The 24,260-nt window shown below is 69.2% G+C and carries 23 protein-coding genes and 2 pseudogenes; 6 read left to right on the forward strand and 19 right to left on the reverse strand.

Annotated features, from left to right (window positions below; all coding sequences use genetic code 11):
• Nucleotides 1-22 precede the first annotated feature (22 nt).
• The 7 genes and pseudogenes from M2165_RS17050 to fhuF form a co-directional block, all read right to left on the reverse strand.
• Nucleotides 23-706 carry a hypothetical protein gene (locus M2165_RS17050; protein WP_280815775.1) on the reverse strand — a complete coding sequence of 228 codons (684 nt, stop codon included), beginning with the start codon at nucleotides 704-706 and terminating at the stop codon, nucleotides 23-25.
• Nucleotides 707-1,208: 502 nt separating this feature from the next.
• Nucleotides 1,209-3,008, reverse strand: a complete 1,800-nt coding sequence (locus tag M2165_RS17055; RefSeq protein ID WP_280815776.1) for a TonB-dependent siderophore receptor — start codon at nucleotides 3,006-3,008, stop codon at nucleotides 1,209-1,211.
• 46 nt (nucleotides 3,009-3,054) lie between these two features.
• Nucleotides 3,055-3,417: pseudogene (locus M2165_RS17060) on the reverse strand (TonB-dependent receptor plug domain-containing protein); the annotation flags it as partial.
• 183 nt (nucleotides 3,418-3,600) lie between these two features.
• A complete protein-coding gene (locus M2165_RS17065; protein WP_280815777.1) occupies nucleotides 3,601-4,926 on the reverse strand; it encodes a lysine N(6)-hydroxylase/L-ornithine N(5)-oxygenase family protein in 1,326 nt (441 codons plus the stop codon).
• A gap of 12 nt (nucleotides 4,927-4,938) precedes the next feature.
• Nucleotides 4,939-5,979: a GNAT family N-acetyltransferase gene (locus M2165_RS17070; RefSeq protein ID WP_280815778.1), complete on the reverse strand. Its 1,041-nt coding sequence runs from the start codon at nucleotides 5,977-5,979 to the stop codon at nucleotides 4,939-4,941.
• Nucleotides 5,976-6,827: a formyltransferase family protein gene (locus M2165_RS17075; protein WP_280815779.1), complete on the reverse strand. Its 852-nt coding sequence runs from the start codon at nucleotides 6,825-6,827 to the stop codon at nucleotides 5,976-5,978. Before M2165_RS17075 ends, M2165_RS17070 begins: the two co-directional genes overlap by 4 nt.
• Nucleotides 6,828-6,876: 49 nt before the next feature.
• Nucleotides 6,877-7,617 carry a siderophore-iron reductase FhuF gene (gene fhuF, locus M2165_RS17080; protein WP_280815780.1) on the reverse strand — a complete coding sequence of 247 codons (741 nt, stop codon included), beginning with the start codon at nucleotides 7,615-7,617 and terminating at the stop codon, nucleotides 6,877-6,879.
• Between the two features lie 161 nt (nucleotides 7,618-7,778).
• Between fhuF and M2165_RS17085 the strand changes: the two are divergent.
• Nucleotides 7,779-9,471: pseudogene (locus M2165_RS17085) on the forward strand (cyclic peptide export ABC transporter).
• Between the two features lie 9 nt (nucleotides 9,472-9,480).
• Entirely contained in the window at nucleotides 9,481-9,720 is a 240-nt protein-coding gene (locus tag M2165_RS17090; RefSeq protein WP_280815781.1) for a hypothetical protein, read from the forward strand.
• Between the two features lie 23 nt (nucleotides 9,721-9,743).
• On the opposite strand, the gene M2165_RS17095 is transcribed toward M2165_RS17090, so the two are convergent.
• The 5 genes from M2165_RS17095 to M2165_RS17115 form a co-directional block, all read right to left on the reverse strand.
• Nucleotides 9,744-9,959, reverse strand: a complete 216-nt coding sequence (locus M2165_RS17095; protein ID WP_280815782.1) for an iron dicitrate transport regulator FecR — start codon at nucleotides 9,957-9,959, stop codon at nucleotides 9,744-9,746.
• 13 nt (nucleotides 9,960-9,972) lie between these two features.
• Complete coding sequence (locus M2165_RS17100; RefSeq protein ID WP_280815783.1) at nucleotides 9,973-10,590, reverse strand: RNA polymerase sigma factor; 618 nt, start codon at nucleotides 10,588-10,590, stop codon at nucleotides 9,973-9,975.
• Nucleotides 10,591-10,822: 232 nt separating this feature from the next.
• Nucleotides 10,823-11,527: a glutathione S-transferase N-terminal domain-containing protein gene (locus tag M2165_RS17105; protein ID WP_280815784.1), complete on the reverse strand. Its 705-nt coding sequence runs from the start codon at nucleotides 11,525-11,527 to the stop codon at nucleotides 10,823-10,825.
• Nucleotides 11,528-11,590: 63 nt separating this feature from the next.
• Complete coding sequence (locus M2165_RS17110; protein WP_280815785.1) at nucleotides 11,591-12,442, reverse strand: PhnD/SsuA/transferrin family substrate-binding protein; 852 nt, start codon at nucleotides 12,440-12,442, stop codon at nucleotides 11,591-11,593.
• A 97-nt stretch (nucleotides 12,443-12,539) separates the two neighbouring features.
• Entirely contained in the window at nucleotides 12,540-13,382 is an 843-nt protein-coding gene (locus tag M2165_RS17115) for a hypothetical protein (protein ID WP_280815786.1), read from the reverse strand.
• Between the two features lie 226 nt (nucleotides 13,383-13,608).
• Here M2165_RS17115 and M2165_RS17120 point away from each other — a divergent pair, with 226 nt between their 5' ends.
• On the forward strand, nucleotides 13,609-14,262 hold the full coding sequence (locus M2165_RS17120) for a DUF1345 domain-containing protein (RefSeq protein ID WP_280815787.1): 654 nt from the start codon (nucleotides 13,609-13,611) through the stop codon (nucleotides 14,260-14,262).
• Here the strand turns inward: M2165_RS17120 and M2165_RS17125 are convergent.
• Genes M2165_RS17125 through M2165_RS17135 form a run of 3 tightly spaced genes read right to left on the reverse strand, consistent with a single transcriptional unit; the run spans nucleotide 14,237 to nucleotide 17,349 of the window.
• Nucleotides 14,237-15,223: a DMT family transporter gene (locus M2165_RS17125; protein ID WP_280815788.1), complete on the reverse strand. Its 987-nt coding sequence runs from the start codon at nucleotides 15,221-15,223 to the stop codon at nucleotides 14,237-14,239. The two genes, M2165_RS17120 and M2165_RS17125, sit on opposite strands and share 26 nt — an antisense overlap.
• Entirely contained in the window at nucleotides 15,220-15,762 is a 543-nt protein-coding gene (locus M2165_RS17130; protein WP_280815789.1) for a methylated-DNA--[protein]-cysteine S-methyltransferase, read from the reverse strand. The genes M2165_RS17125 and M2165_RS17130 overlap by 4 nt, the downstream gene beginning before the upstream one ends.
• 6 nt (nucleotides 15,763-15,768) lie before the next feature.
• Nucleotides 15,769-17,349 carry an Ada metal-binding domain-containing protein gene (locus tag M2165_RS17135; RefSeq protein ID WP_280815790.1) on the reverse strand — a complete coding sequence of 527 codons (1,581 nt, stop codon included), beginning with the start codon at nucleotides 17,347-17,349 and terminating at the stop codon, nucleotides 15,769-15,771.
• A 112-nt stretch (nucleotides 17,350-17,461) separates the two neighbouring features.
• On the opposite strand from M2165_RS17135, the gene M2165_RS17140 reads away from it, so the two are divergent.
• Nucleotides 17,462-18,844, forward strand: coding sequence for a phosphomannomutase/phosphoglucomutase (locus M2165_RS17140; protein WP_280815791.1), 1,383 nt, complete (start codon nucleotides 17,462-17,464; stop codon nucleotides 18,842-18,844).
• A 14-nt stretch (nucleotides 18,845-18,858) separates the two neighbouring features.
• Nucleotides 18,859-20,238 (forward strand): 3-deoxy-D-manno-octulosonic acid transferase, encoded by a 1,380-nt coding sequence (locus M2165_RS17145; RefSeq protein WP_280817563.1) that lies wholly within the window; start codon nucleotides 18,859-18,861, stop codon nucleotides 20,236-20,238.
• Nucleotides 20,239-20,250: 12 nt separating this feature from the next.
• On the opposite strand, the gene M2165_RS17150 is transcribed toward M2165_RS17145, so the two are convergent.
• Genes M2165_RS17150 through M2165_RS17165 form a run of 4 tightly spaced genes read right to left on the reverse strand, consistent with a single transcriptional unit; the run spans nucleotide 20,251 to nucleotide 23,593 of the window.
• Entirely contained in the window at nucleotides 20,251-21,789 is a 1,539-nt protein-coding gene (locus M2165_RS17150; protein WP_280815792.1) for a TolC family outer membrane protein, read from the reverse strand.
• Nucleotides 21,790-21,832: 43 nt separating this feature from the next.
• Complete coding sequence (locus M2165_RS17155) at nucleotides 21,833-22,171, reverse strand: rhodanese-like domain-containing protein (protein ID WP_280815793.1); 339 nt, start codon at nucleotides 22,169-22,171, stop codon at nucleotides 21,833-21,835.
• Nucleotides 22,172-22,182: 11 nt separating this feature from the next.
• Nucleotides 22,183-22,860 (reverse strand): protein-L-isoaspartate O-methyltransferase, encoded by a 678-nt coding sequence (locus M2165_RS17160; protein WP_280815794.1) that lies wholly within the window; start codon nucleotides 22,858-22,860, stop codon nucleotides 22,183-22,185.
• Between the two features lie 52 nt (nucleotides 22,861-22,912).
• A complete protein-coding gene (locus M2165_RS17165; RefSeq protein WP_280815795.1) occupies nucleotides 22,913-23,593 on the reverse strand; it encodes a TetR/AcrR family transcriptional regulator in 681 nt (226 codons plus the stop codon).
• 99 nt (nucleotides 23,594-23,692) lie between these two features.
• On the opposite strand from M2165_RS17165, the gene msrA reads away from it, so the two are divergent.
• Complete coding sequence (gene msrA, locus M2165_RS17170) at nucleotides 23,693-24,253, forward strand: peptide-methionine (S)-S-oxide reductase MsrA (RefSeq protein WP_280815796.1); 561 nt, start codon at nucleotides 23,693-23,695, stop codon at nucleotides 24,251-24,253.
• Nucleotides 24,254-24,260 lie beyond the last annotated feature (7 nt).

The raw sequence follows: 24,260 nt of genomic DNA on the forward strand, positions 1-24,260 counted from the left end.
TCGTCTTCATCGGATGAACTCTCTATTCGGAGGTGCCTCGTCGCCCCAATGCGGGATAGATCCGAGTAGAAGGCAAATGCTCCTTGTGACCAGGCGTCACAACATTCAGGATCGAAACGTTTTTCTCTCGCCTCCGCTGAGTGATCGCCAGCGAGCCATTGGAGGTTTTCTCGATTTCCAATTCCCCGTAAGAGATTGTGCGCGGCACAAAATCACCCGCTCCGCTCACCTTTGCCTGCCTCAAAATGAGCCTGCCTTTGTGGCACCCGGCCATCTCGGTTCCCAGGTTGGTTATCAATTGGGTCTCTCCGGATTTTCCCTGAATTAATTGAGATCCGGTCTGTTCAATGTGAAGGACGCCGTGGGCTTTGCGTTGCGTCTGAGTACGGGTACTCCCTTCCGCGAATTTGTTCCTCTTCGTGTCAATATAGTACGACTGGTATCTTGGCAGGTCCTTGGCGTTTGGCGGCTGAGAAAGGCCAGTTGTGGGGCTGAACGCCGCGGTTCTCCACAATTCGTCGGGGGATCCCGAATAAATGGGTATCAAGTTTGTTGAAAATCCTCCGTCCGAGTAATAAGTGATTTCATAAATGTAGTCGCCTTTTAGATCGGGGCATCCTGTTGCACTTAGCATCGGCGGATTCCAATCCAACTGCTGCGTTGATAGTCGCCCGACGCTCACGCATCCGCACGACGATGCCATCATGAGTGCGATTTCTATATAGAATGCCGATCGCATAATTGCTCACCGAATGGACCCTGCCTAGATAGGAATCGGTCTGCTGCTACCTCCATCATTAAAACGCGTGATGTGATAAAAGTAGGCGCCACTCAATCTGGGCAGTTATGTCTGAATTTAAGATCTCGCGAGCCCGATCAGAACCAAAACCTCGAATTCCCGAGGTGTTTTCGCATCCGACCAGCATCCATATAACATCGCAAATGCAAGTGTTGTTCGGACCATGCGGTACAGATCGCGATTCACTTCTTCTTCCTCCCCTGTGGCCTCTTCGAGGTGACGAGGCCGCGGGATTCTGGGAGGAATGCGTTGCTCTTCAGAGGAAGTCGGTCACGAATCGGGGCAGATTCGACAACATCGGTGCGCGAGGCTTAGCAATTGCAAGCGGTATGCACGCCTGGACCCGTTGAAAACAAAAGCCGGATGCCCGCGAAGGCATCCGGCTTTTTTCATGCGTGGAAGCCGGGGCTTACCAGCGGTACGTCGCCGTCGCCACCGCCGTGCGCTGCGTGCCGTAGTAGCAGTAGGCGTAGGCGCAGTTGGCGATGTAGGTCTTGTTGGTCAGGTTGCGCAGGTTGAGCGCGAGCGTCCAGCGGTCGATGTCGTAGCCGATCATCGCGTCGATCAGCGTGTACGCCGGCAGCTTGGCCGGTGCGGCCACTTCGCCGTCGCCACGGGTGGAGCCGTTGAAGCGCGCGCCCAGGCCCACCTTCACGCCGTTGCTGAAGCGGTAGTCGGCCCACACCGAGAGGCGGTTGCGCGGCACCGCGGTGGCCTGCTTGCCGATCTCCGATTCGCGGCTGCTGGCGGTGACGATCGCGCGCGGCGTGTAGGCATAGGAGGCCGTGAGGTTCAGGCGCGGCATGAGCTCGGTGGTGGCCTCGAGTTCGAGGCCGCGCACCGAGATCTCGCCGGTCTGCTTCGGCATGAAGTTCGCGTCATAGGTGATGTAGTTCTTGCGGCGCAGGTCGAAGATGGCCGCGCTGTAGAGCGACTTGCCGCCCGGCGGCTGGTAGCGCACGCCGGCCTCGTACTGGCGGCCGCTCTCGGGCTTGAACGGCGTCCTGGTGGTCGGATCGACGGTGCCCGTGGGCGCGAAGGATTCGGCATAGCTCAGGTACGGCGCGATGCCGTTGGGCATCAGGTACACCAGGCCCGCGCGCTTGGTGAACTTGTGCTCCGAGATCTGCTGCGTGGTGCCGTCGAAGCGGCTGTAGGCGCTGCTGCGCGCGCTGTCGTAGCGCCCGCCCAGCGTGAGCGACCAGCGGTCGCCCCACTTGATCTGGTCCTGCAGGTAGAAGCCGGTCTGGGTGAGGCGGCTCACGCCGTTGACGTAGGGGCTGGGGATGTCGATCGGCGCGCCGTAGACCGGCGCATAGATGTCGAGCAGCGGCAGGCCGGGCCCGCCGCTGTAGGTGTACTGGTCGATGCGGGTGCGCTGGTAGTCCAGGCCCATGAGCAGCGTGTGCTGCCAGTCGCCCGAGCGCAGCTTGGCCTGCACCTGGTTGTCCATGGTGACGGAGCTGGTGCTCTCCTGGCTGCCGAACGGTCCGCGCGCGAGGTAGCGGTAGTTGATCGGGTTCAGTGCGTTGCTCGGGTCCAGCGGCGCGAAGGTCGGCGCCTGCAGCGCCCGGTAGTCGACCTCGAGCTTGCCGTAGCGCAGCTTCTGGCGCACGGTCCAGGTGTCGTTGATGCGATGCTCGAGCTGGTAGCCGATCATCTTCTGGTCGTGGTTGAAGTGATCGAAGTTCGGATCGCCGGTGTTGAGGTCGGGCGGAACGATGGTGCCGATGCGCGTCGGTTTCAGCGAGCCTTCCATCGGGCGGATGCGCGAATAGGCGCCGGCGCGGTTCTTCTGGTACTGGCCCAGCAGCGTGAAGGTGGTGTCGGCCGAGGGCTTCCAGGTGATCGAGGGCGCGATGTAGGTGCGGTCGTCGCGCGAGCTGCCGCCCGGCAGCTGGGCGTCGCGCAGCACGCCGGTGATGCGGTAGAGCACCTTGCCTTCGGCGTCGAGCGCGCCCGAGAAGTCGCCGGCGATCTGGCGGCGCGCATCGTTGCCGTACTGCAGCTGGATCTCGCGCACGGGTTCGGCCGTGGGCAGCTTGCTCACGATGTTGACCACGCCGCCGGGGCTGGCCATGCCGTAGAGCACCGAGGCCGGTCCGCGCAGCACCTCGATGCGCTCGGAGCCGTAGTTCTCGGTCTTCCAGACGCCCCAGGTGCCGTTGTTGCGCAGCGGCATGCCGTCGAGGTAGAAAACCGGGCGCATAGCCGTCGAAGCCGCGGATGGTGATCCAGTCGTAGCGCGAATCGGCGCCGAAGGGCGAGATGCTGACGCCGGGCGTGTAGCCGAGCGCGTCCTTGACGTTGGTGGCGCCGATGACGTCGATGCGGTCGGCCGTGATGACCGAGATCGACTGCGGCGTCTCGACGACGGGGGTGTCGGTCTTGCTGCCGGCCGTGCTGCGCTTGGCGAGGTAGCCGTTGACGCGGCCGGTGGCCGATTCCTCCGTGTTGGCATTGACGGTGATCGCGGGCAGCGTCGGGCTGGCGGCCTGGGGCTGTGGCTGCTGCTCCGCGGACTGGGCCGAGGCGCTCAGGCTGCAGAAGGAGAAGGCCGTTCCGAAGGCGGCGGCGAGCGCGGCATTCAGAAGGCGTTGGCGGGGCAGGCGAGGCATAGGGTTGGTTACTCCAGCTTGAATACGACTTGTTTACATCCAGGCGCCCGGGCCGGCCCGATGCCGGCCCTGGCGCTCCCAACCATGAGACGTTTGACTTAAAAAAAAGGAGACAGGCGCGCGGCCTGTCTCCTCGGGCTGTGTTCCTTGCCGGTCCCGCGCCGCCGGGGCGCGCGGTCTGGGCTAGGCCTGGACCGGCTGCCGCTCGTGGCGCGCGCTGTTCGCGGCGTGGGCGGCCAGGGGCGCGGCGCCGGCCGGGATCGTCTGCAGCAGGGCGTTGCCGATCTCGCCCGTGCGCACCGAGGTGACCGACAGCAGCGTGTCGCTCAGGCCGTGCGAGTCCTCGCAGGCGCCCTGCAGGAACACCGCGGGATGGAAGTCCGGCGTGCTCGCGACCCGGTAGTGGCGGTCGACCGAGAAATCGCCGAGGTAGGGCGCGAGCGGCGTGAGCAGCGCCCGGTGCTGCTCGCGCGCATAGCCGGTGGCGAGCACCACGGCGTCGTAGCGCGCGGCGTGCGCGCGGCCGGTGTTCTGGTCCACGAGCGTGAGGTGCACGCCGTCGGCCGCGGCCTCGACCTCGCGGATCGCGTGGCGGCGCAGGAAGCGCATGCGCTCCTCGCCGCGGACCTTCTGCTCGTAGAACATCTTGAAGATCTGCTGGATCAGGTCGAGGTCGGCCACCGCGTAGTTGGTGTGGGCGAATTCCTCGATCAGCGCCGCGCGCTCGTCCGCCGGCCGGCCGTAGATGTAGTCGGTGAACTCGACGTTGAAGACTTCGTTGACGAAAGGGCTGTCGTCCGAGGGACGGATCGATCGTGCGCGCATGATCAGGTCCACCTGCGGGGCGTGCGGCCGGCCCTGCAGGTCCATGAAGATCTCGGCCGCGCTCTGACCCGCGCCGACGATCGCGATGCGGCCGGCCGCGGCCAGCCCGTCCATGCTGCGCAGGTAGCTGCTCGAATGGAACACGCGCGGGTCGCCGCGCAGCGGGCGGAAGGCATCGGGGATGTTCGGCGTGCCGCCGATGCCGACCACGAGGTTGCGCGCGAGCCGCTCGGTCACGCGGCCGGCGGCGTCGCGCGAGCGCACGCGCAGCAGCGAGACCTCGCCGCGGCCCTCGGTCTCGGGCAGCACCTCGAACACCTCCTCGCCGTAGACGCAGGCATCCTCGAACTGGGCCGCGGCCCAGCCCAGGTAGTCGTTGAACTCGTGCCGGCTCGGGAAGAAGGTCTTGAGGTTGATGAAGTCCTGCAGCCGCTGCTTCTCGTGCAGGTAGTTGATGAAGGTGAAGCGGCTCGTCGGGTTGCGCAGCGTGGCCAGGTCCTTGAGGAAGGAGATCTGCATGTGCGCCTGGTCGAGCATCATGTCGCGGTGCCACGCGAAGCCGGCCTGCTTCTCGATGAACATCGCATCGACGCGGCGGCCGTCGCGGCGCTTCTCGTCGAGCGCGATGGCCAGCGCGATGTTCGAGGGGCCGAAGCCGATGCCGATGAGGTCGTGAATCACCATGACGGATTTCCTTTACGCAGTGTGTTGGGCGGGCGTGGCGGCAGCGGCCCCGTCGCTGCGGGGCAGCCAGAGGGCGTCGATGAAGTAGCGTTCGCGCAGCATCACCACCAGCAGCGCGCGCTTGTGCGGCAGGTCGAACTCCTTCACCTTGGCGTAGCCGGACTTGTCGAGGTTGCGGATCTGCTGCACGTGGTCGATGCGCGGCTCGCCGACGGCGCGCCGCGTGCGCGGATCGCACAGGAAGATGTAGTGCGAGATCGAGGTGAGCCATGCGGTCGCGAAGGCCCGGCCGCGGAACGCGGGCTCGCCGATCAGCACGTGCCAGCCGCGGTCGTGGTCGTCCACGTCGTAGAAGGGGGCGATGCGGCTTTCCTTGGCCCAGTAGGTCTCGAAGTAGCCGAAGGGCTCGCCGTCGAGGCAGGCGACCATCGACTGCATGTGCGGATCGCGGTCGATGGCCGCGAGGTAGGCGCGGTGCTTGTCGAGGTCGCCTTGCTCCTCCCAGATCACGGCCACGTCGGGGTCGTTCATCCAGCGGTTGAAGCGCGCGAGGTCGGCCTCGGGGTCGAAGCTGCGGAACGAGAAGGTCTTGCCGAGCCAGGGAATGAAGCGCTGGTAGAGCACGCCCTCGCGCTTCGGCGGCCGCAGCGGGTGGTACTTGCCGTGGGTGAGCGCGTAGCGCAGCGCCATCGGCGGCTGCACCGCGGGCAGCCAGAGCGCGGGCTGCTGCCACAGCATGTCGCGCCAGCAGGTGGCGCGGCCGTCTGCGGCCGGCAGCAGCACGCCCGCTTGCACGAGCGCGGCGGCCGCATGGCCGGCCGCGACGGTGAAGTGCTTGTGGCCCGGATGCTGCTCAAAGGCGGCCTCGAGCGCCGCGAGCAGGTGGTCCGTCGAGGCGTCGCTGCCGTCGAGCCATTCGAGCGTCGCATCCTGCCGGAGCTTCCAGAGCGAGCGCGAGCCGTCGTGCGTGTTGCGCACGTCCAGCGTGCCGGCCTCGTGCGTGACGGCATGCGGCTGGCCGCCTGCGTAGGAGACGTGGGAGGTGGTGGTCATGCGTTTCCTTCGGTGGGCTGCGGGCGTTGCCGTGCGAGCAGCGCGAGGCCCTCGTGCAGTGCGGGGAAGAGGCTGCGGTTGAAGTTGTTCCAGCGCAGTTCGAGGATGGTGTCGCCGGGGTCGATGTCGGTGGCGAGCACGTCGTGGATCACCTCGCCGGAGTCGATGCCGTTGTCCACATAGTGCAGCGAGGCGCCGGTCTTCAGGAGCGGCGCGACCGGCACGCTCTCCATCGTCGTCCAGTCCACGATCCTGCGGCCCTGCGCGCCGTGCAGCGCGTCGAGCGTGGCGTATGCGCCGCGGCGTTCGTAGGGCGATTCGGCGCGCGTGATGCCGGGGTGGATGTTGACGATGCGGCGGTGGAAGGCCGCGCCCGGCCGCACGAGTTCGTCGAGGATCACGAGCAGTCCATCGAGCACCACGATGTCGGCCTGCAGCGTCAGCAGCTTGTCGAGCAGCGTGCGCTCGAAGCGGCTCTTGGCCGCGGGCCGCTCGGCCGCATCGCGCGGCAGGCGGCGGTAGTCGGACGGCACCGCATGGAACAGGTCGGTGAGCCTGCGGCCCTGCGCCGTGAGTTCGCCCGGAAAGATCCATGGCCGTCCGGGCCGGAAGGCGAAGCCGTAGTCCTGCAGCACGGCCTGGTCCCTCGGCGAGCCCGGGTCGTCGTCGATGACGATGCCTTCGAGCGAATAGGCGTCGCCGAGCGGCGTCTCGTCGAGCGCACGGGCGAGGTATTCGAGCGGCGAGGCCATGTAGCGCCGCTCGCCCTTGTAGGCGATGTGCTGGCCGGCCTTGTCGGCGGCGGCGTTTCTCAAAGACAGGATGTAGACGAGCTTGGCCTTGGGCATGGTGTGGGGCGGGGTGGATAAGAGGAAGACGCAATGGCGCGCGATCTGTTCATTCGGCCGTGCGGGCGCCCTGCGCCGGCGCGAGCGGGCAGGCGTCGCACCAGTGCTCGTGCGGCAGCAGGTGGTTGAGGCAGCACTCGCGGTGCAGCTTCAGCGCGCGGTGGCCGCGGCGGTCCTGCAGCGGGTTCTCGCGCGGACCTTGCGCACCGGGCCACACGGGGGCGTGCAGCAGCCGCGCGCGGTCGTCGGCGATGGCGCTCGCGCCGCCCGTGGCGGCCAGCGCCACGTCGAACACCGGCTCCATCAGGCGCGCGGTGTTGCTCCAGAGGATCTTGGGCGCGAGCCGCGTGAGGCCGGTCAGCGCCTCGAACAGCGGCGCGAGGTGCAGCCACAAGAGCGGTGCATAGCGTTCGGCGGTGCCGCTGCCCGGCCGCGGCTGGCCGAGCTGCCGCAGGTGGAAGCCCGCGGGCGCGCCGCGCGCATCGAAGCGTACCCAGGTGTGCTCGGCCGCGATCGGGAACACGTGCTGCAGCATGCTCGCGGCCGCCATCACGGGCGGCAGCAGCATCGCGATGTATTCGAGGCTCCAGGCCGACGCGACCGCGCGCCGGTCCGCGCCGTGCGCGCCCCGTGCGTGCGCATGGCGCTCCAGCACCTCGGCCAGCAGCGCGGGCGCGCGCAGCAGCTCGGCCACGCGCACCGCATCGGGCGGCACCGTGTCGGCGCAGTGGAGCTTTTCGCCGTGCACCGCGAGTTCGCCCGGGAACAGCGGTTCGAGCAGGGGAATCATGGGGCGGTGCGCGGCGCGGTCATCCCCTGGAGACGGATTGGGGCCGCGCCTGTTCACCGGCGCTGAACATCCCGCAGCCTGATCCGTCTAGGCAGGGAGGGCCATGCCGCGCGGGCAGGGCCGTTTGCAAGCTGTCGCCCCCGGGGCGGAAAGAGCCTTTCATGACCACTACCACCGCTGGCAACAGCGCCGAGATCGGGCGCCTGCTGAAACCCTTTCTCCCGTGGATCGTGCTGTCCGCGGTCACGGGCGTGGCCGCCGGCGGCGCCACGGTCGCGCTGCTCGGCACCATCAACGGCGTGCTGAACCAGCCCGGCGGCCTCGCAGGCGGGCTGCTGCTGACCTTCGTCGGGCTCTGCGGCGTGGCGCTGTTCGGGCGCATGGCGTCCGACGTGTCGACCAACTTCGTCGGCCAGCGGCTCGTGGCCCAGGTGCGCAAGAGCCTGGCGCAGAAGATCCTCTCGGCGCCGATCGACGCGCTGGAGCGCTACCGCACGCACCGCCTGATGCCGGTGCTCTCGCAGGACGTGGACATGATCAGCGACGTGGCCTTCGCGCTCTCGGGCACGCTGATCGCGCTGGCCGTGGCGCTCGGCTGCCTCGGTTACCTGGCCTACCTCTCGCTGCCGCTCTTCGGCCTGATGCTGCTGGCGCTGGCGATCGGCATCACGGTGCAGCTCATGGCGCAGATCCGCGGCGAGGCCGGCTTCTGGAAGGCCCGCGAGCAGGAGGACCAGCTGCACAAGGCCTACCGCGCGATCAGCGAGGGCGCGAAGGAGCTGCGCATGCACCGCACGCGCCGCACGCGCATGTTCGCGGGGCAGATCGAGCGCATCGTCGACACCATCCGCACGGTCAACAGCCGCGCCATCAACACCTACGTGATCGCGACGGCGTTCGGCTCGGCGCTGTTCTTCCTGCTGATCGCGCTGATCCTCGGCTGGGCCGCGTTCCGCACCACCGAGCCCGCGGTGGTCAGCGGCTTCGTGCTGGTGCTGCTGTTCCTCAAGGGGCCGCTGGACCAGATCGCGCTCACCCTGCCTGGCGTGGGCCGCGCGAAGGTCGCGTTCCAGCGCATCGGCGACCTGTCGGCGCGCTTCGCCACGCCCGAGCCGCACCTGCACCTCGAACGCGCGTCGAACGGCGTGATCCTGAAGAAAGAGATCGGCCTGCGCGGCGTGCGCTATGCCTTCGATGCGCCCGAAGGCGGCGAGGGCTTCACGCTCGGGCCGATCGACCTCACGCTGCGTCGCGGCGAGATGGTGTTCGTGGTGGGCGACAACGGCTCGGGCAAGACCACGCTGATCAAGCTGCTGCTCGGGCTCTATGCGCCGCAGGCCGGCGAGGTGCTGATCGACGGTGCGGTCGTCAGGCCCGAGGGTGCGCGACGACTACCGCCAGCTCTTCACCACGGTGTTCTCGGACTTCTACCTGTTCGAAGACCTCGTGGCCGGCGAGGAAAGCGAGGGCGGCGCGGGCATGCAGGTGCTGCCCGAGGCCGCGAAGCCCTACCTGGAGCGCCTGGAGATCGCGCACAAGGTGAGCCTGAAGAACGGCGCCTTCACCACCACCGACCTCTCCACCGGCCAGCGCAAGCGCCTGGCGCTGGTGCATGCCTACCTGGAAGGGCGGCCGGTGCTGGTGTTCGACGAGTGGGCGGCCGACCAGGACCCGACCTTCCGCCACCTGTTCTACACCGAACTGCTGCCCGAACTGCGCGCCAAGGGGCACCTGCTGGTCGTGATCTCGCACGACGACCGCTACTTCCACCTGGCCGACCGCGTGATCACCATGCGCGCGGGCCGCATCGCCGAAGACCGCGTGCGCGCCTCGCGGGAAAGCCTCGCCGCGTGAAGGGGGCGAATGAAGCACAAGACACTGACGCCCGAGGATCCCGCCTTCAGCGCCGCCTGGACGCTGTTCTGCACGCTGCATGACGCGCCCTCGCCCGAGCGCGCCGAAGCGCTCGTGCGCTGGCTCGGCGCGGGGCCGCAGAACGTCTGCGCGCTGGACGACGTGCTGACCCTGTGGGCGCTCACGGGTGCCGCGCTGATCCGCCCCGCGCTCGAGGACGCGCGGCACGAGGAAGGGCGCCTGCAGTGACCCGCGCGCGGCCCGGTACCGCGCTACTTGCCCAGTTTGCGCAGTTCGGCCGCCATGCCGCCGATCGCATCCCAGCGGCGCCGCGCTTCCTGTGCCGCCGCGGCATGCGCGCCCGATCGGGCACGCCAGCGCGCCAGCGCGAGGCGCGCGGCCACCGCGGCATCGGGTGCGGCGCTTTCGCTCTCGACGATCAGCGCGAGCGCGCGCTCGATCAGCTTCTCGTCGGGAATGCCGGACACGGTGCGGCGCCGCTCAGCCGAAGTCTTCGGCGAGCGCGGCGTGGAAGCTTGCGCGCGACGAGACCGCGGTGGTCTCCACCAGTTCCGCGCGCAGCCGCGCGAAGGCGCGCGAGCAGTCGATCGCGGCGCGCAGCAGATGCTTGGCGACCGCCATCTCGGTGATGCCGAGCTGCTCGGCGATCTCGGCGCGCGTGTGGCCATAGGCGCGGAACAGCAGGAACACCTCGCGCCGCCGCGGCGGCAGCGCCTCGAGCGTCCGGACCACCTGTGCCAGCACCTGCTGCTGGGACGCGATGCATTCGCAGGAGGGCGCCGTTTGCCGCGCGCCGGTGCTGAAATGCGAGCCGATCCAGTCCTGCGCCACCTTGCGGCGGCGCGCGTCGTCCACGCAGAGGTTGCGCGCCACGCGGAACAGCAGCGCGCGCGGCGATTCGATCTCCGCGCCCGGCGCCACCCCAGACGGATCGTCGATGCGGATGTCGCCCTTGCCGAGCTTGAGCGCATGCGCGTACACGCGCTCGAAGCTCGACTGCGCGATGTCGGCCGCATAGTGCGGGTCGCGCAGGTCGCGCGTCAGCTGCCGGCGCAAGTCCGCATAGTGAGCTACCAATTCCTGGACCAGGTCGCGCATCCGATCGCCTTCTCCCAAGCTGCCGTGATGGTTCCGCGCGGCTGGCCCGGTGCAATGCGAAGGGCGGCGCGGATGGTTGAATAAGAACTATTCTTATTGAAGTGTAACCACAACCCGCCGGATGCCGCGCATCGCGCGACGCGAATGCGCGCGAACGTGCCTCGAAAGAGACACTCCGCGAAAAAGTGAATTCTTCTGTTTGCGACCCGGAGGCCCCGGGCTGCAGCGCCGCTCAGCCGCGCCGGGGGATGCCCAGGCCGCGCACCACCGCCGGCCGCGCGACGAAGGCCTCCAGCACGCGCGCCACGTGACGGAAGTCGTCGAAGCCCACGAGTTCGCGCGCCTCGTAGAAGCCGATCAGATTGCGCACCCACGGGAAGATCGCGATGTCGGCGATGGTGTAGCTGTCGCCCATCACCCAGGCGCGGTCGGCGAGGCGCTGGTCGAGCACGCCGAGCAGGCGCTTCGACTCCGCCACGTAGCGGTCGCGCGGGCGCTTGTCCTCGTAGTCCTTGCCGGCGAAGCGGTGGAAGAAGCCGAGCTGGCCGAACATCGGGCCGATGCCGCCCATCTGGAACATCAGCCACTGCAGGGTCTGGTAGCGCTCGGCGGCATCGACCGGAATGAACTGACCGGTCTTGTCCGCGAGGTAGACGAGGATCGCACCCGATTCGAACAGCGCCAGCGGTTTGCCGCCCGGTCCGTCGGGATCGAGGATCGCGGGGATCTTGTTGTTCGGGTTCAGCGAGAGGAACTCGGGCGACATCTGGTCGTTGGTCTCGAAGCTGACCAGATGCGGCTCGTAGGGCAGGCCGGTTTCCTCCAGCATGATCGAGACCTTCACGCCGTTGGGCGTGGGCAGCGAATAGAGCTGCAGCCGCTCGGGCTGGCTCGCGGGCCATTTGCGCGTGATGGGAAAGCTGGAGAGATCGGTCATGTTGCTTCGTGAAATGCGGGTGGATGGACCGCACCGCCCGTCACGCGGGGCGTGGACGCCGGATCAGATGCCGAGCCAGCTCATCAGGGCGGTCTCGACGTCGGCCGAGGGTGCGACGAAGCCAGTGTAGGTCGATGTGGCGAGCGCGCGCTTGCCCGCTTCGCTTTGGGCGAGTCCGAGCAGGGTTTCGCGCACCGTGCTCGCCGTGGCCGCGTCGAGCTTGCGCGACGCCAGCCACTGCTTGATCGGCACCGGCCGCGACTCGGCGCAGACGTTGCCGCCGCCGTCCTTCCAGGTCTTGATCACGCCCGCGGCCGCGGTGGCGCCATAGGCCGCAAAGCCGTTCTGCACGTAGAAGGGCACGGCGTCCTGGTAGCGGGTGTTGGTGAGCTTGAGCGCGCCCGGCGAAAGCCCGTGTTCGCGCAGCATCGCGCGCGTGATCACCGAGGTGATCGAGTCCGGATCGGGCATGACGAGCGATTTGTCGGCCACGCTCTTCCAGTTGGAGATCGGCTGCGGCTCCTTGCACAGCAGCGAGACCTTGTAGGCGGTGTAGCCCGAGGTCCAGGCCAGCGCCTGGTAGCGGCCGCTCTTCACGGCCTCGAGCGCGACGTGGGCCGGATGGATGAAGGCGAGGTCGACCTGCTGCTCCTTCAGCGCCGCGCGCGCGCTGTCGTACGAGATCAGCACCTTGACGGTCACCGGCTGCTTCAGCGCCTTGGCGAGGGCCTCGGCGATCGGCTCGAAGCGCGGCGCGATCTGGCTTTCGGTGACCTGGTAGCTCACGCCCTCGGTGATGCCGATGACGAGTGCATGCGCCGCGGGCGCGGCCGCCGCGAGCAGCCATGCCGTCGCGGCGAGCGCGACGGAACGAAGGGGGAGCAGCGCCTTGCGGCCGTGGGTGCGGAATGCCATCGGGCGATCATAGGAGCCGGCCCCCGGCCCCCGATGATCGCAAGCACCGTTGCGCGCCGCGCCCGGCGCATGGCAGGCGGCGCGCGGCCGCGCCGCCTCAGAAGCGCGCCTTGACGAAGGCCGAGGGCCCGTGCATCTTGACCCGCAGTCGCGTCTCGGCCGTGCGGCTTTCGCGTTCCAGGTCGATGTTGGTGACGCCGTAGGCCAGCACCACGCCGACGTTCTTCACCGGGAACCACTCCACGCCCGCGCTGGCGTTGTAGATGTTGCCGTGGAGCCGGCCGCCGCCCTTGCGCACGCCCGACACATCGGCGAAGAGCCGCAGGTCCGGGCTGATCGCATGCCGCACGCCGAGCTCGAGCATGGGCGCGACCGCGTTGTCGCTGCCGCCCTCGTTGATGGTGTTGACCCGGCCGTTGACGGCCACCAGCGCACTCGCGTTGCTCTCGATGCGGTAGTAGGCCGCACCGGCGCCGAGGCCGAACACCGTGTTGCCCGAGCCGAGCCACCACTTGTACGAGAGCTTGGCGAATTCCAGCTTGGTGTTGATGCTGGCGTTGCCGAGCGCGCTCACGGTGCCGAAGCCGCCGAAGGAGTCGCTGCCCGCGGCCGAGCCGAAGTAGTCGCGCTTGTAGCGGTAGTAGTCGAAGGAGATGCCGTGGCTGTCGCCCAGGAGCAGGTCGGCCGTGATGCGCGGCATGGTCACGCGGCCCGGTTCGAGGTCGCGCGTGCGCAGCGTACCCGTGTAGGGCGAGGTCACCGAGGCATTGAACTTCGGGTCGGCATTGAAGGCGCCGACCGAGAAGCTGAACCGGTCGAGCGCGGGCGAAGGTTCGGCCCAGGCCAGCGCGGGTGCGAAGAGAAAACCGACGCCGGCCAATGCGCCCAGTGCCGTCAGCCGTGCAGGGCTGGCGAACGGGCGAGAGCGGAGCAACAGCATGAATGAGTCCTTCAGATGGGCAAAAAAAATGCCTCGGGCTCGCGTGCCGCTTTCATGCACGCAATGCTTCCGGGCGACCGCTCCCCTTTTGATGACCCCCAGCCTACTGGCGCGCCGGGGGGCATCCCATGCGCCGATTGCCGCTGTGGTTGTAGGACGTGGTTGACGCGCGCCTCGCGTGCGAGCGAGAAAGTAGTAGAAGGACGCGCGTCGTAAGCTCCGCACCATGCGCAGACATCTCTCGACCACCACCGGACCCCAGCGCCTGCTCTATGGCGGCATCGCCGGCGTCGCGACGGCCGCGCTGGCCTGGCCGCTCGACCCGATGGCGCGCGGCCTCGCGGGCTGGTGCGCCGCGGTGACCGTCTACCAGCTGCTCACCTGGTGGCTGGCCGACACCTTCGACGCGCAGCGCACGCGCGAGCGCGCGCAGTCGCTCGACCAGCCGAACGTGGTGATCCTCGTCACGATGCTGGTGGCCATCGGTGCGAGCGTGGTGGCCATCGCGATGCTGCTGCAGCAGGTCCGGCTCATGAGCGGCGTCGAGCGCGCCGGGCACATCGTGCTGGGCCTGGTGGCGCTGGTCGGATCGTGGCTGATGATGCACACGATCTACGCCTTCCACTATGCCCACCGCTACTACATCGACCAGCGCGACGGCGCGGTCGACGGCGGGCTCGACTTTCCGGGCCGGCAGGCGCCGGACTATTTCGACTTTCTCTACTACGCCTACGTGGTCGGCATGACCTCGCAGGTGTCCGACGTGCAGGCCACCTCGCGCGAGATGCGGCGCCTCACGCTGGTGCACAGCGTGCTGGCCTTCGCATTCAACATGCTGGTGCTCGCGCTCTCGGTCAACGTGGTGGCGGGGGCGATGTAGCGGCCGCGCCGCGTGTGCCGGACCAGAGCTTCACGAGTCCGGTGGACAGCGCCACGCCGCACACGATGACGGCCGCGCAGATCAGCATCCACTGCGTGATGCGTTCGCCCAGGAACACCGCGCCGTAGAACACCGCGAACACCGGCACCAGGAAGGTGACGGTCAGCGCCCGCGCCGGCCCCGCATTGGCGATGAGCCGGAAGAACAGGATGTAGGCGAGGCCGGTGCAGGCAATGCCCAGTGCCAGCAGCGCGAGCCATGCGCGCAGGCTCGGCATCTGCGCGGGCCAGAACCACAGCGCGGGCAGCGCGAGGAACAGCGTGGCGCCGATCTGGCTGCCGGTGGCCGTGGCGAGCGCCGGCACGCCGCCGAGGTAGCGCCGCGTGGCGCTGGCCGCCACGCCGTAGCTCGCGCAGGCGCCGAGGCAGGCGAGCACGGCCCAGAGGGCGGCATGGCCTTCGGCGTTCGAATGCAGGCCGGCGCTGCGGCTCGCGAGCATCGCGACGCCCGCGAAGCCGATGACCAGGCCCACGATGCGCGAACCGTCGGGCCGGTCGCGGAACCAGGCCCAGGCCACCAGCGCGCCGAACATCGGCACCGTGGCATTGATCACCGCAGCCAGGCCGCTGTTGATGGTGAGGAGCGCAAAGCAGAACAGCGCGAACGGGATGCCCGAATTGAGCACGCCGATCGCCATCGAGGCCTTCCAGTGGGTCGCGAGCGCCGGGCCATGGCCGCGCATGAACAGCAGCGGCAGCAGGAACAGCGTGGCGACGCCGACGCGCACGGCCGCGGCCGGCAGGGCGCCGAACTCGGCCGCGCCGATGCGCATGAACAGGAACGAGGCGCCCCACAGCGCGCCGAGCAGCACCAGGTCGACGACCCAGGCCTTCGGCTTGTTCGGCGTGGGCGTGGGCGTGGGCGTGGGAGAAGCAGTGTTGTTGTCGGTTGTGGCGCTCATACGTCCTCGAATATCGCACGGCTCGCCGCACCGCGTGCAGGCCGTGCCGCCTGCTCCAGCTCGAGCAGCGCGGTCTTGCGCTCGAGCCCGCCCGCGTAGCCGGTCAGCGAACCGTCGGCGCCGAGCACGCGGTGGCAGGGCACGATCACGCTGATCGGGTTGCGGCCCACGGCCGCGCCCACCGCGCGCACCGCGGCCGGATTGCCGAGGCTTGCGCTCAGCGCGCCGTAGCTCAGCGTCTGGCCCGCGGGAATCGCGCGCAGCGCCTGCCACACGCTCTGCTGGAACGCGGTGCCATGCGACAGGTCGAGCGGCATGTCGAAGACCTTGCGCCGGCCCGCGAAGTAGTCGCGCAGCTGGGTGCCGGCCTCGACCAGCACCGGATGGTCGTCGCGCGTCTGCCAGCCCGTGGTGTCGGGCCAGTGGCGCTGCTGGTCGAACCAGACGCCGGCCAGGCCCTGGTCGGTGGCCGCCATCGTGATGCCGCCGAGCGGCGTGTCGATGTGCGAGGTGTAGATGGTCTTGCTCTTGAACTTCATGGCTCTTCAGGCCGCGAGGCCTGCCGTTGAAAGTGGAGGGGAGTCGGGCGCCGCGGCCGGCGGGACCGAAGGCGCATGCCAGGCACGCAGCACCGCATAGCTGCGCCAGGGCCGCCAGGCCTGCGAGGCCTCGCTGGCCGCGCGCGCGGTCGTCACGCCGAGCGCCTTCTGCAGCGCCACGTCGCCGGCCGGAAAGGCGTCGGGCCAGCGCAGCGCGCGCATCGCGATGTACTGCGCGGTCCAGGCGCCGATGCCGGGAAGTTCCTGCAGCGCCGCGATGGTCGAGGGCACGTCGGCCCCCGCATGCAGCGCGAGCCGGCCCGCGGCCACCTCGCGCGCGATCGCCTGCAGCGCGGCCTGGCGCTGGCGCACGATGCCGAGGCCGCCGAGCGCATCGCCGCTCGCTTCAGCCAATGCGGCCGGCGTGGGGAACAGCCGGTCGAGACCCTCGACGGGCGTGGCGATCGGCTCGCCGAAGGCGGCGACCAGCCGCGAGCCCAGCGTGCGCGCCGCGGCCACGGTGATCTGCTGGCCCAGCACCGCGCGCACCGCGAGTTCGAAACCGTCGAGCGTGCCCGGCACGCGCAGGCCGTCGCCGTGCGGAAAGGCCGCGTGCAGCGCGGCATTGATCGCCATCGGCTCGGCATCGAGGTCGAGCATCGCGCGGGCGCGGCTGATCACGATCGGCAGCACCGCGGCGAGCGAGTCGCTGACCGACAGCAGCATCTGCTCGCGCTCGGCGTCGAAGCGCAGCTGCAGCCAGCCGGTGTGCGACTGCGCGCCCTGCTGCACGCGCAGGGTGCGCGCGAGCCGCACGAAGGGCGTCGTGCTGCCCTTGGGCGGCAGCGTGCCGTCGGCCGCGGCGGCGACCTCGACGCCCTGCAGCGCACGCCGCGCGAAGAAGCCGAGCATCGCCGGCACGTCGTAGGGCGGCCGGAAACCGAGCCGCACCTCGATCGCGCGGCCGTCGCCGCCCTCGGCCGCGCCGGCGCGCCGCAGCGCACTCGGGTTGAGGCCGTAGTGTTCGAGGAAGGCCGCGTTGAAGCGCCGCACGCTCGCGAAGCCGCTGGCCAGCGCGACCTGCGTCATCGGCAGCCGCGTGTCCGCGATCAGCTGCTTGGCCGCGAGCAGGCGCCGCGTCTGCAGGTATTGCAGCGGCGAGACGCCGAACTGCGCTTCGAAGATGCGCCGCAGGTGGCGGTCGCTCACGCCCAGGCGCGCCGCGATCTGCGCCGCGCCCGGGCCCTCGTCGGACCAGGCATCGGGCTCGTCGATCAGGCGCGCCGCCTGCAGCGCGAGGATGCGCGAGGCGTCCTCGGTGGACCAGCTCGCCGCGCGCGGCGCGAGTTCGGGCCGGCAGCGCAGGCAGGGGCGGAAGCCCGCGGCCTCGGCCTGCGCCGCATGGCGGAAGAAGCGGCAGTTCTCGCGCCGCGGCAGCTTCACGCGGCAGACCGGCCGGCAGTAGATGCCGGTGGAGGTCACGGCCGTGAAGAAGCTGCCGTCGAAGCGCGCGTCGTGCGTCTTCATCGCCAGGTAGCAGGCGTCGCTCTCGAGCGCGTCGGTGGTGGGTGCTTGGGCGTCGGGCATGCGTCGAATGATATGGTTTCGAGTGGTTTCAACTGGCCGTTTTCGGACATGTGGCCACCGGAGCGCTTGCCTACAATGGCCGGTCTTCGAAACCGATAGGAAACGCCTCTTCATGCAACTCAGTGCGTCGATCTTCAAGGCCTATGACATCCGCGGCGTGGTGCCTTCCACGCTCGACCCCGAGATCGCAGAAGCGCTCGGCCGGGCCTTCGGCAGCGCCGCGCGCGCGGCCGGCGAGAAGGCCGTGGCCGTGGGCCGCGACGGCCGCCTCTCGGGACCGTCGCTCGCCGAAGCACTGATCAAGGGCCTGGTCGCCACCGGCGTCGAGGTGATCGACGTCGGCGCGGTCACCACGCCGATGCTGTACTTCGCCGCGCACACGCTCTGCACCAGCGGCATCCAGGTCACGGGCAGCCACAACCCCAAGGACTACAACGGCTTCAAGATGGTGCTCGCGGGGCGCGCGATCTACGGCGAGGAGATCCAGGGCCTGCGCAAGGTGATGGAGGAAGGCAGCGCGAAGCTCGCGGCGGGCGGCAGCGTGCGCCACGTCGACGTGACCGAGGCCTACACGGCGCGCATCGTGGGCGACGTCAAGCTCGCGCGTCCGCTCAAGATCGTGGTCGATTCGGGCAACGGCATCGCGGGCGCTTCGGCCCCGGCGATCTTCCGCGCCCTCGGCTGCGAGGTGACCGAGCTCTACAGCGAGGTCGACGGCAACTTCCCCAACCACCATCCCGACCCGAGCAAGCACGAGAACCTGCGCGATCTGATGGCCGCGCTGGCCGCGGGCGACGCGGAGCTGGGCCTCGCCTTCGACGGCGACGGCGACCGCCTCGGCATCGTCACCAAGGACGGGCAGAACATCTTCCCCGACCGCCAGATGCAGCTGTTCGCGCAGGACGTGCTCTCGCGCGTGCCGGGCGGCACCATCGTGTACGACGTGAAGTGCTCGCAGCGCCTCGGTCCCGCCATCGAGGCCGCGGGCGGCAAGCCGATGATCTTCAAGACCGGCCACTCGCTGATCAAGGCCAAGATGAAGGAGATCGATTCGCCGCTGGGCGGCGAGATGAGCGGCCACATCTTCTTCAAGGAGCGCTGGTACGGCTTCGACGACGGCACCTATGCGGGCTGCCGCCTGCTCGAGATTTTGAGCAAGACGCCCAACGCGAGCGCCGCGCTCAACGCGCTGCCGACCAGCTTCTCGACGCCCGAGCTCAACGTGAAGTGCGCCGAGGGCGAGCCGCATGCGGTGGTCGAGCAGCTGGTGCGCGGTGCCAGGTTCGCGCCGCCCGCGGTGGTCTCGACCATCGACGGCCTGCGCGTCGACTGGCCCGACGGCTTCGGCCTGATCCGCGCCTCCAACACCACGCCGGTGCTGGTGCTGCGCTTCGAAGGCCAGAACGACGCGGCGCTTCAGCGCATCCAGGCCGAGATGCTCGCGTTGCTGCGCACCGCCAAGCCCGACGCCGCGCTGGCCGAAGCGTCCCACTGACGCCCGCCGTGCCCGTGCGTTCGCTGCCGCTGCGCCTCTATGGCGCGTTCACCACCCTCGTGCAACCGCTGGTGCGCCGCAAGCTGCGGCGGCGCGCGGTGGCCGAGCCGGGCTATGCCGTGGCCGTGGAGGAACGCTTCGGGCATTACGACGATGCGGTCACCGGCGAGGGCCAGTGCTGGGTGCATGCGGTGTCGCTCGGCGAAACGCGCGCCGCCGCGATCCTGATCGCCGAGCTGCGCCGCCAGTACCCCGGCATCCCGATCCTGCTCACCCATGGCACGGCCACCGGGCGCGAGGAAGGCGCCAAGCTGCTCGAGCCCGGCGACACGCAGGTCTGGCAGCCCTGGGACACGCCGGGCGCGGTGGCGCGCTTCCTCGACCGCTTCCAGCCGCGCATCGGCGTGCTGATGGAGACCGAGGTCTGGCCCGAGATGGCCGCGGCCTGCGCCGAGCGCCGCATTCCGCTGGTGCTCGCCAATGCGCGGCTCAACGAGAAGTCGCTGGCCGCGGCCGAGCGCCTGTCGTGGCTCGCGCGGCCGGCCTACTCGGCGCTCGCGGCCGTCTGGGCGCAGACCGAGGCCGATGCGCACCGGCTGGTGTCGCTCGGCGCCAAGGTCGCGGGGATCTACGGCAACCTCAAGTTCGACGCCACGCCCGACGCCCGTCAGCTCGCTGCCGCGGCCACGCTGCGTGCGCGGCTGCCCAAGCCGATGGTGGTGCTCGCGAGTTCGCGCGATGGCGAGGAGCGCATGCTGCTCGAAGTGCTCAAGCGCTTCGGCGCCACCGAGCCGGTGCCGCCGGAGCAGGGCGCGGTGCGCTCGATCGCCAAGCGCGTGCACGACGTGCAGTGGATGATCGTGCCGCGGCATCCGCAGCGCTTCGACGAGGTGGCCGCGCTGATCGAGGCGCAGGGCTTCGCGGTCGCGCGCCGCAGCGCCGCGGGCGAGCCGGCCGAGGCCGAGATCTGGCTCGGCGATTCGCTCGGCGAGATGGCGCTGTACTACGGCCTGGCCGACGTCGCGCTGCTCGGCGGCAGCTTCGAGCCGCTCGGCGGGCAGAACCTGATCGAACCCGCGGCCTGCGGCTGCCCGGTGATCATGGGGCCTTCCACCTTCAACTTCGCCGAGGCCGCGCAGCTCTCGCTCGCGGCCGGCGCCGCGCTGCGCGTGGAGAGCATGGAGCAGGCCGTGACCGCGGCGCTCAAGCTGGTCGAGAACCCCGAGCGCCGCGCCGCCATGGCGGAGGCCGCGCTGGCCTTCTCGTCGGCCAACCGCGGTGCCGCCGAGCGCACCGCCACCGCGCTGCTCGCGATCGCGCAGGCCGCGGACCCGGTGCTCGCGAGCGAGCCGCTGCCGCTCGACGATTCGCGGCCCGAGCCCACGCTCGACTAGCCGCCGCCCGCCTCAGCGCGCCGGCGGATTCAGGATCACCGGCGGCGGCGGCGCCGAGGGGATCGTGGGTGCCGGCGGATTGAAGGGCTGCACCGGCACCGGCGGCACCACCGGCACGCTCGGCGGCGTGACCGGCACCACGGGTGCGCCCGTCGCCGGGCGATCGCCGAACGAAGGTGCGGGCGCGGCGCCGTTCTTCGAGAGCGTTGCGTTGATCGCGTTGAGGTCGTCCACCGTCAGCGTGCCGTTGGCCTGCCGTAGCTTGAGATTGCCGAGCAGCACGTTGTAGCGCGCCTGCGCGAGGTCGCGCTTGGTCTGGTAGAGCTGGCTCTGCGAGTTGAGCACGTCGATGTTGATGCGCACGCCGACCTGGTAGCCGAGCCGGTTGGCATCGAGCGCGCTCTGGCTCGAGGCCTCGGCGGCTTCGAGCGCCTTGACCTGCCCCGCGCCCGACACCAGGCCGAGGTACGCCGCGCGCGTGGCCTGCGCCACGCTGCGGCGCGTGCCCTCGAGCACGCTGCGCGACTGGTCTTCGAGCGCCAGCGTCTCCTTGATCCGGTTCTCGGTCGCGAAGCCCGCGAAGAGCGGCAGGTTGAACACCACGCCCACCGTCGCGGCGTTGATGCGGGTGCCGACGGTGCTGGTGCTCGTGCCGTCGGGGTTGCGCGTGACGTTGTAGCCGAGGTTGGCGTCGAGCGTGGGCTTGTGACCGGCCTTGGCCTTCTCGGTCTCCAGGCCCGCGACGTCGACGCCGAGTCGGGCCTGGCGGATCGCGGGGTGCACCTCCTGGGCCTGCGCGACCCAGGCCTCGATGTTGGCGGGCGTCGCGGTCGGCAGCACCACCGGCTGCGCGAGCGGCACGGGCACGCTGCCCGGACGGCCGACGAGCTGGTCGAGCACCACCTTCTTGACCTGCAGGTCGTTCTCGGCCGCGATCTCCTGGGCCGTCACGAGGTCGTAGCGCGCCTGCGCCTCGCGGGTGTCGGTGATGGTCGAGGTGCCGACCTCGAAGTTGCGCTTGGCCGAGGCGAGCTGCTCGCCGACCGCGACCTTCTGCGCGCGCACCAGCGTCAGGCTGTCCTGGCTCGCGAGCACGTCGAAGTAGGCCTGGCTCACGCGCACGATCAGGTCCTGCTCGGCCTGGGTGAACACCGCCTCGGCGATCTCGGCTTGGCGCTTGCCCTGCTCGTAGGTGGCCCAGTTGGCCGGCCGGTAGAGCGGCTGCGTGGCGTTGATGCCGATGTTCTGCGTGCTGAAGTCGCGCGGCGTGGTGGTACCGCGGCCGGCGCCCGTGAGGGTGTCGATGTCGAGGTTGCTGCGCGACGCGCCGGCCGTGAGTCCCACCGCGGGCAGGATGCCGGCCTTGGCCTGCGCGGCGCGCGCGAGGTTGGCCTCGTACTGGGCGCGCGCACCCTGGTAGGAGGCGTCGAAGCCGCGCGCGGATTCGTAGAGTTCGCTCAGTGTCTGGCCCTGGGCCGGCAGTGCGAGCAGGGTCGCGAAGGCGCTCGCGAATGCTGCGGAAAGAGGCAGAAGCCGGGGCCTGGGAGGCATTGAACGTCCTTGGGGAGGGTTGGAGATTCTTCGCGGGCCGCCCTCAGTACCTGGGCACCGAGGGATCGTGCTGGGCCGACCAGGCGTCGATGCCGCCGGCCACGTTGGCCAGCTCGGCAAAGCCGTTCTGGCTCAGGAAGGCTGCCACGCGCTGGCTGCGCGCGCCGTGGTGGCACAGGCAGGCGATGCGCTGGTCCTCGCCGAGTTCGGAGAGCCGCGCCGGGATCTCGTTCATCGGGATCGCGACCAGCGTGAAGCCCTGCGGCACGACGCTCGCGGTCTGCAGCTCCCAGGGCTCGCGCACGTCGAGCAGCACGGCCGGCGCATCGGGGTTCTGCGCGAACCAGGCGGCCAGCTCGGCGGGGCGGACTTGATCGATCATCCTGGGGCCGTTCAGAAGGAGAAGCGCGAGGGCTCGGGGAAATTCAGCAGGCGCGGCGCCACGGTGTCCCAGGGCTGGATCGTGTCCCACTTGCTTTCGCTGGTGCGGGTGACGAAGTGGGCGCGCATCATCGGCTCCTCGCCCACGATGGCGGCGAGTCGGCCGCCGACCTTGAGCGAGCCGAGCAGGTTCTGCGGAATGCGCGCGACCGAGCCGCTGAGCACGATCACGTCGAAGCTCGGGCCGCTCGGCAGCGGCACCGCCCCGTCGGCGCAGCGCACCTCGACGTTGCCCACGCCGTTCTGGCGCAGCGTCTCGGCGGCGCGGGCGGCGAGCACCGGATCGATCTCGAGCGTGAGCACCTGGGCCGCGCGGTGCGCGAGCAGGGCGGCCATGAAGCCGGAGCCGGTGCCGATCTCGAGCACGGACTCGTGCTTCTGCACGTGCAGGTCCTGCAGCATGCGCGCCTCGACCTTGGGCGAGAGCATCACCTGGCCCGGCACGCTGCCGTCGCCGAGCGGAATCTCCATGTCGAAGAAGGCCAGCCCGCGGTGCGCGGGCGGCACGTAGTCCTCGCGCCGGATGGCGGCCAGCAGGTCGAGGATTTCCAGGTCCAGCACATCCCAGGGCCGGATCTGCTGTTCGATCATGTTGAAGCGCAAGCGCTCGAGGTTGGGGGTGGGATTCATGGAGGGCTTTTCCTTGGGAGGCTCTGGAGGGGCTCGGGACAAACCTTCAATTCTAGGTGGGCGCCGGGCCGGTCCGCCGGGTGAGGCCGTGGAGCACGGTCTCGGCCTGGGTGGCAATGAATTTCTCGGGATCGAGGGCCGCCTCGCCGTCGACGCAGATCATGGCCGAGTGCTTCCAGAGCATGAGGAAGAGCATGGGCGCGACCACGGCATAGATCGCGTGGTCGACGTCGACCGGCGCGAACTCGCCGCTGTCGACGCCGCGCTGCAGGATGCGCCGCAGCAGCTGGTGGCCCGGCCGGACCACCTCCTGGCGGTAGAACTCGGCCAGTTCGGGAAAATTGGCGCCTTCGCTCATCATGAGCTTGGTCAGCCCCGAGGCCTTGGTCATGCCCACGCGCTCCCACCAGACGCGCATGCAGTAGCGCAGCATGTCGGCGGTGGTGCCCTCGAAAGCCTCGAACTCCTGGTTCCACTCCGAGAAGCGGCCGCTGAGGTTCTCGACCACCACGGCCTTGAAGAGCTCTTCCTTGCTCGGGAAATAGAGGAAGAGGGTGCCCTTGGACACCCCCGCGCGCGCCGCGACTTCCTCCGAGCGCGTGGCGGCGAAGCCTTTCTCGACGAACAGGTCGAGCGCGGCTGCCAGCAGTTCGCCCGGGCGCGCTTCCTTGCGGCGCTCGCGTTTGGCGCGCACCGGACAGATCTTGTCGGCAAGGAAGCGGGGCGTTGGCATGAGATTAATGACTCGCGGGTTAGTAATGTAGTGAACGGCGCCGGGCCCGTCAAGCCGCGACAATATCGGGCTCGCTTTCCATCACGGGAGTACCAACACATGAATGCGTCTTCTTCCTCGTCCGCGTCCACCGAGAGCATCGTGCTCGGCGGCGGCTGCTTCTGGTGCACCGAAGCCGTGTTCGACCGCGTGCAGGGAGTGGTCGACGTGGAGTCGGGCTACAGCAACGGCCAGGTGGTGAAGCCGACCTACGAACAGGTCTGCACCGGCCGCACCGGCCATGCGGAGGTGGTGAAAGTGAGTTTCGACCCGGCGGTCATCGGCCTGCGCCAGATCCTGGAGATCTTCTTCGTGGTGCACGACCCCACGACACTGAACCGCCAGGGCAACGACGTCGGCACCCAGTACCGCAGCGGCATCTACTACACGGGCGAAGCGCAGAAGCAGGTGGCCGAAGAGGTCATCCGCGAGATCGAAGCGAGCAAGACCTACCGCGACCCGGTCGTGACCGAGGTGGCGCCGCTCGCCAACTACTCGACCGCCGAGGCCTACCACCAGGACTACTTCCTGAACAACCCGAACCAGGGCTACTGCGCCTTCGTCGTCGGGCCGAAGGTCGAGAAGTTCCAGAAGACCTTCGCCTCGCGCGTGAAGGCCTGAGCTCACC

This window comes from Variovorax sp. TBS-050B, assembly GCF_029893635.1.
Classification (GTDB): domain Bacteria; phylum Pseudomonadota; class Gammaproteobacteria; order Burkholderiales; family Burkholderiaceae_C; genus Variovorax.

Coding starts and splice junctions, on each gene's coding strand:
- M2165_RS17050 (WP_280815775.1), bottom strand. CDS start 706: ATGATGGCATCGTCGTGCGGATGCGTGAGCGTCGGGCGACTATCAACG.
- M2165_RS17055 (WP_280815776.1), bottom strand. CDS start 3,008: ATGCGCCCGGTTTTCTACCTCGACGGCATGCCGCTGCGCAACAACGGC.
- M2165_RS17065 (WP_280815777.1), bottom strand. CDS start 4,926: ATGGTGATTCACGACCTCATCGGCATCGGCTTCGGCCCCTCGAACATC.
- M2165_RS17070 (WP_280815778.1), bottom strand. CDS start 5,979: ATGACCACCACCTCCCACGTCTCCTACGCAGGCGGCCAGCCGCATGCC.
- M2165_RS17075 (WP_280815779.1), bottom strand. CDS start 6,827: ATGCCCAAGGCCAAGCTCGTCTACATCCTGTCTTTGAGAAACGCCGCC.
- fhuF (WP_280815780.1), bottom strand. CDS start 7,617: ATGATTCCCCTGCTCGAACCGCTGTTCCCGGGCGAACTCGCGGTGCAC.
- M2165_RS17090 (WP_280815781.1), top strand. CDS start 9,481: ATGAAGCACAAGACACTGACGCCCGAGGATCCCGCCTTCAGCGCCGCC.
- M2165_RS17100 (WP_280815783.1), bottom strand. CDS start 10,590: ATGCGCGACCTGGTCCAGGAATTGGTAGCTCACTATGCGGACTTGCGC.
- M2165_RS17105 (WP_280815784.1), bottom strand. CDS start 11,527: ATGACCGATCTCTCCAGCTTTCCCATCACGCGCAAATGGCCCGCGAGC.
- M2165_RS17110 (WP_280815785.1), bottom strand. CDS start 12,442: ATGGCATTCCGCACCCACGGCCGCAAGGCGCTGCTCCCCCTTCGTTCC.
- M2165_RS17115 (WP_280815786.1), bottom strand. CDS start 13,382: ATGCTGTTGCTCCGCTCTCGCCCGTTCGCCAGCCCTGCACGGCTGACG.
- M2165_RS17120 (WP_280815787.1), top strand. CDS start 13,609: ATGCGCAGACATCTCTCGACCACCACCGGACCCCAGCGCCTGCTCTAT.
- M2165_RS17125 (WP_280815788.1), bottom strand. CDS start 15,223: ATGAGCGCCACAACCGACAACAACACTGCTTCTCCCACGCCCACGCCC.
- M2165_RS17130 (WP_280815789.1), bottom strand. CDS start 15,762: ATGAAGTTCAAGAGCAAGACCATCTACACCTCGCACATCGACACGCCG.
- M2165_RS17135 (WP_280815790.1), bottom strand. CDS start 17,349: ATGCCCGACGCCCAAGCACCCACCACCGACGCGCTCGAGAGCGACGCC.
- M2165_RS17140 (WP_280815791.1), top strand. CDS start 17,462: ATGCAACTCAGTGCGTCGATCTTCAAGGCCTATGACATCCGCGGCGTG.
- M2165_RS17150 (WP_280815792.1), bottom strand. CDS start 21,789: ATGCCTCCCAGGCCCCGGCTTCTGCCTCTTTCCGCAGCATTCGCGAGC.
- M2165_RS17155 (WP_280815793.1), bottom strand. CDS start 22,171: ATGATCGATCAAGTCCGCCCCGCCGAGCTGGCCGCCTGGTTCGCGCAG.
- M2165_RS17160 (WP_280815794.1), bottom strand. CDS start 22,860: ATGAATCCCACCCCCAACCTCGAGCGCTTGCGCTTCAACATGATCGAA.
- M2165_RS17165 (WP_280815795.1), bottom strand. CDS start 23,593: ATGCCAACGCCCCGCTTCCTTGCCGACAAGATCTGTCCGGTGCGCGCC.
- msrA (WP_280815796.1), top strand. CDS start 23,693: ATGAATGCGTCTTCTTCCTCGTCCGCGTCCACCGAGAGCATCGTGCTC.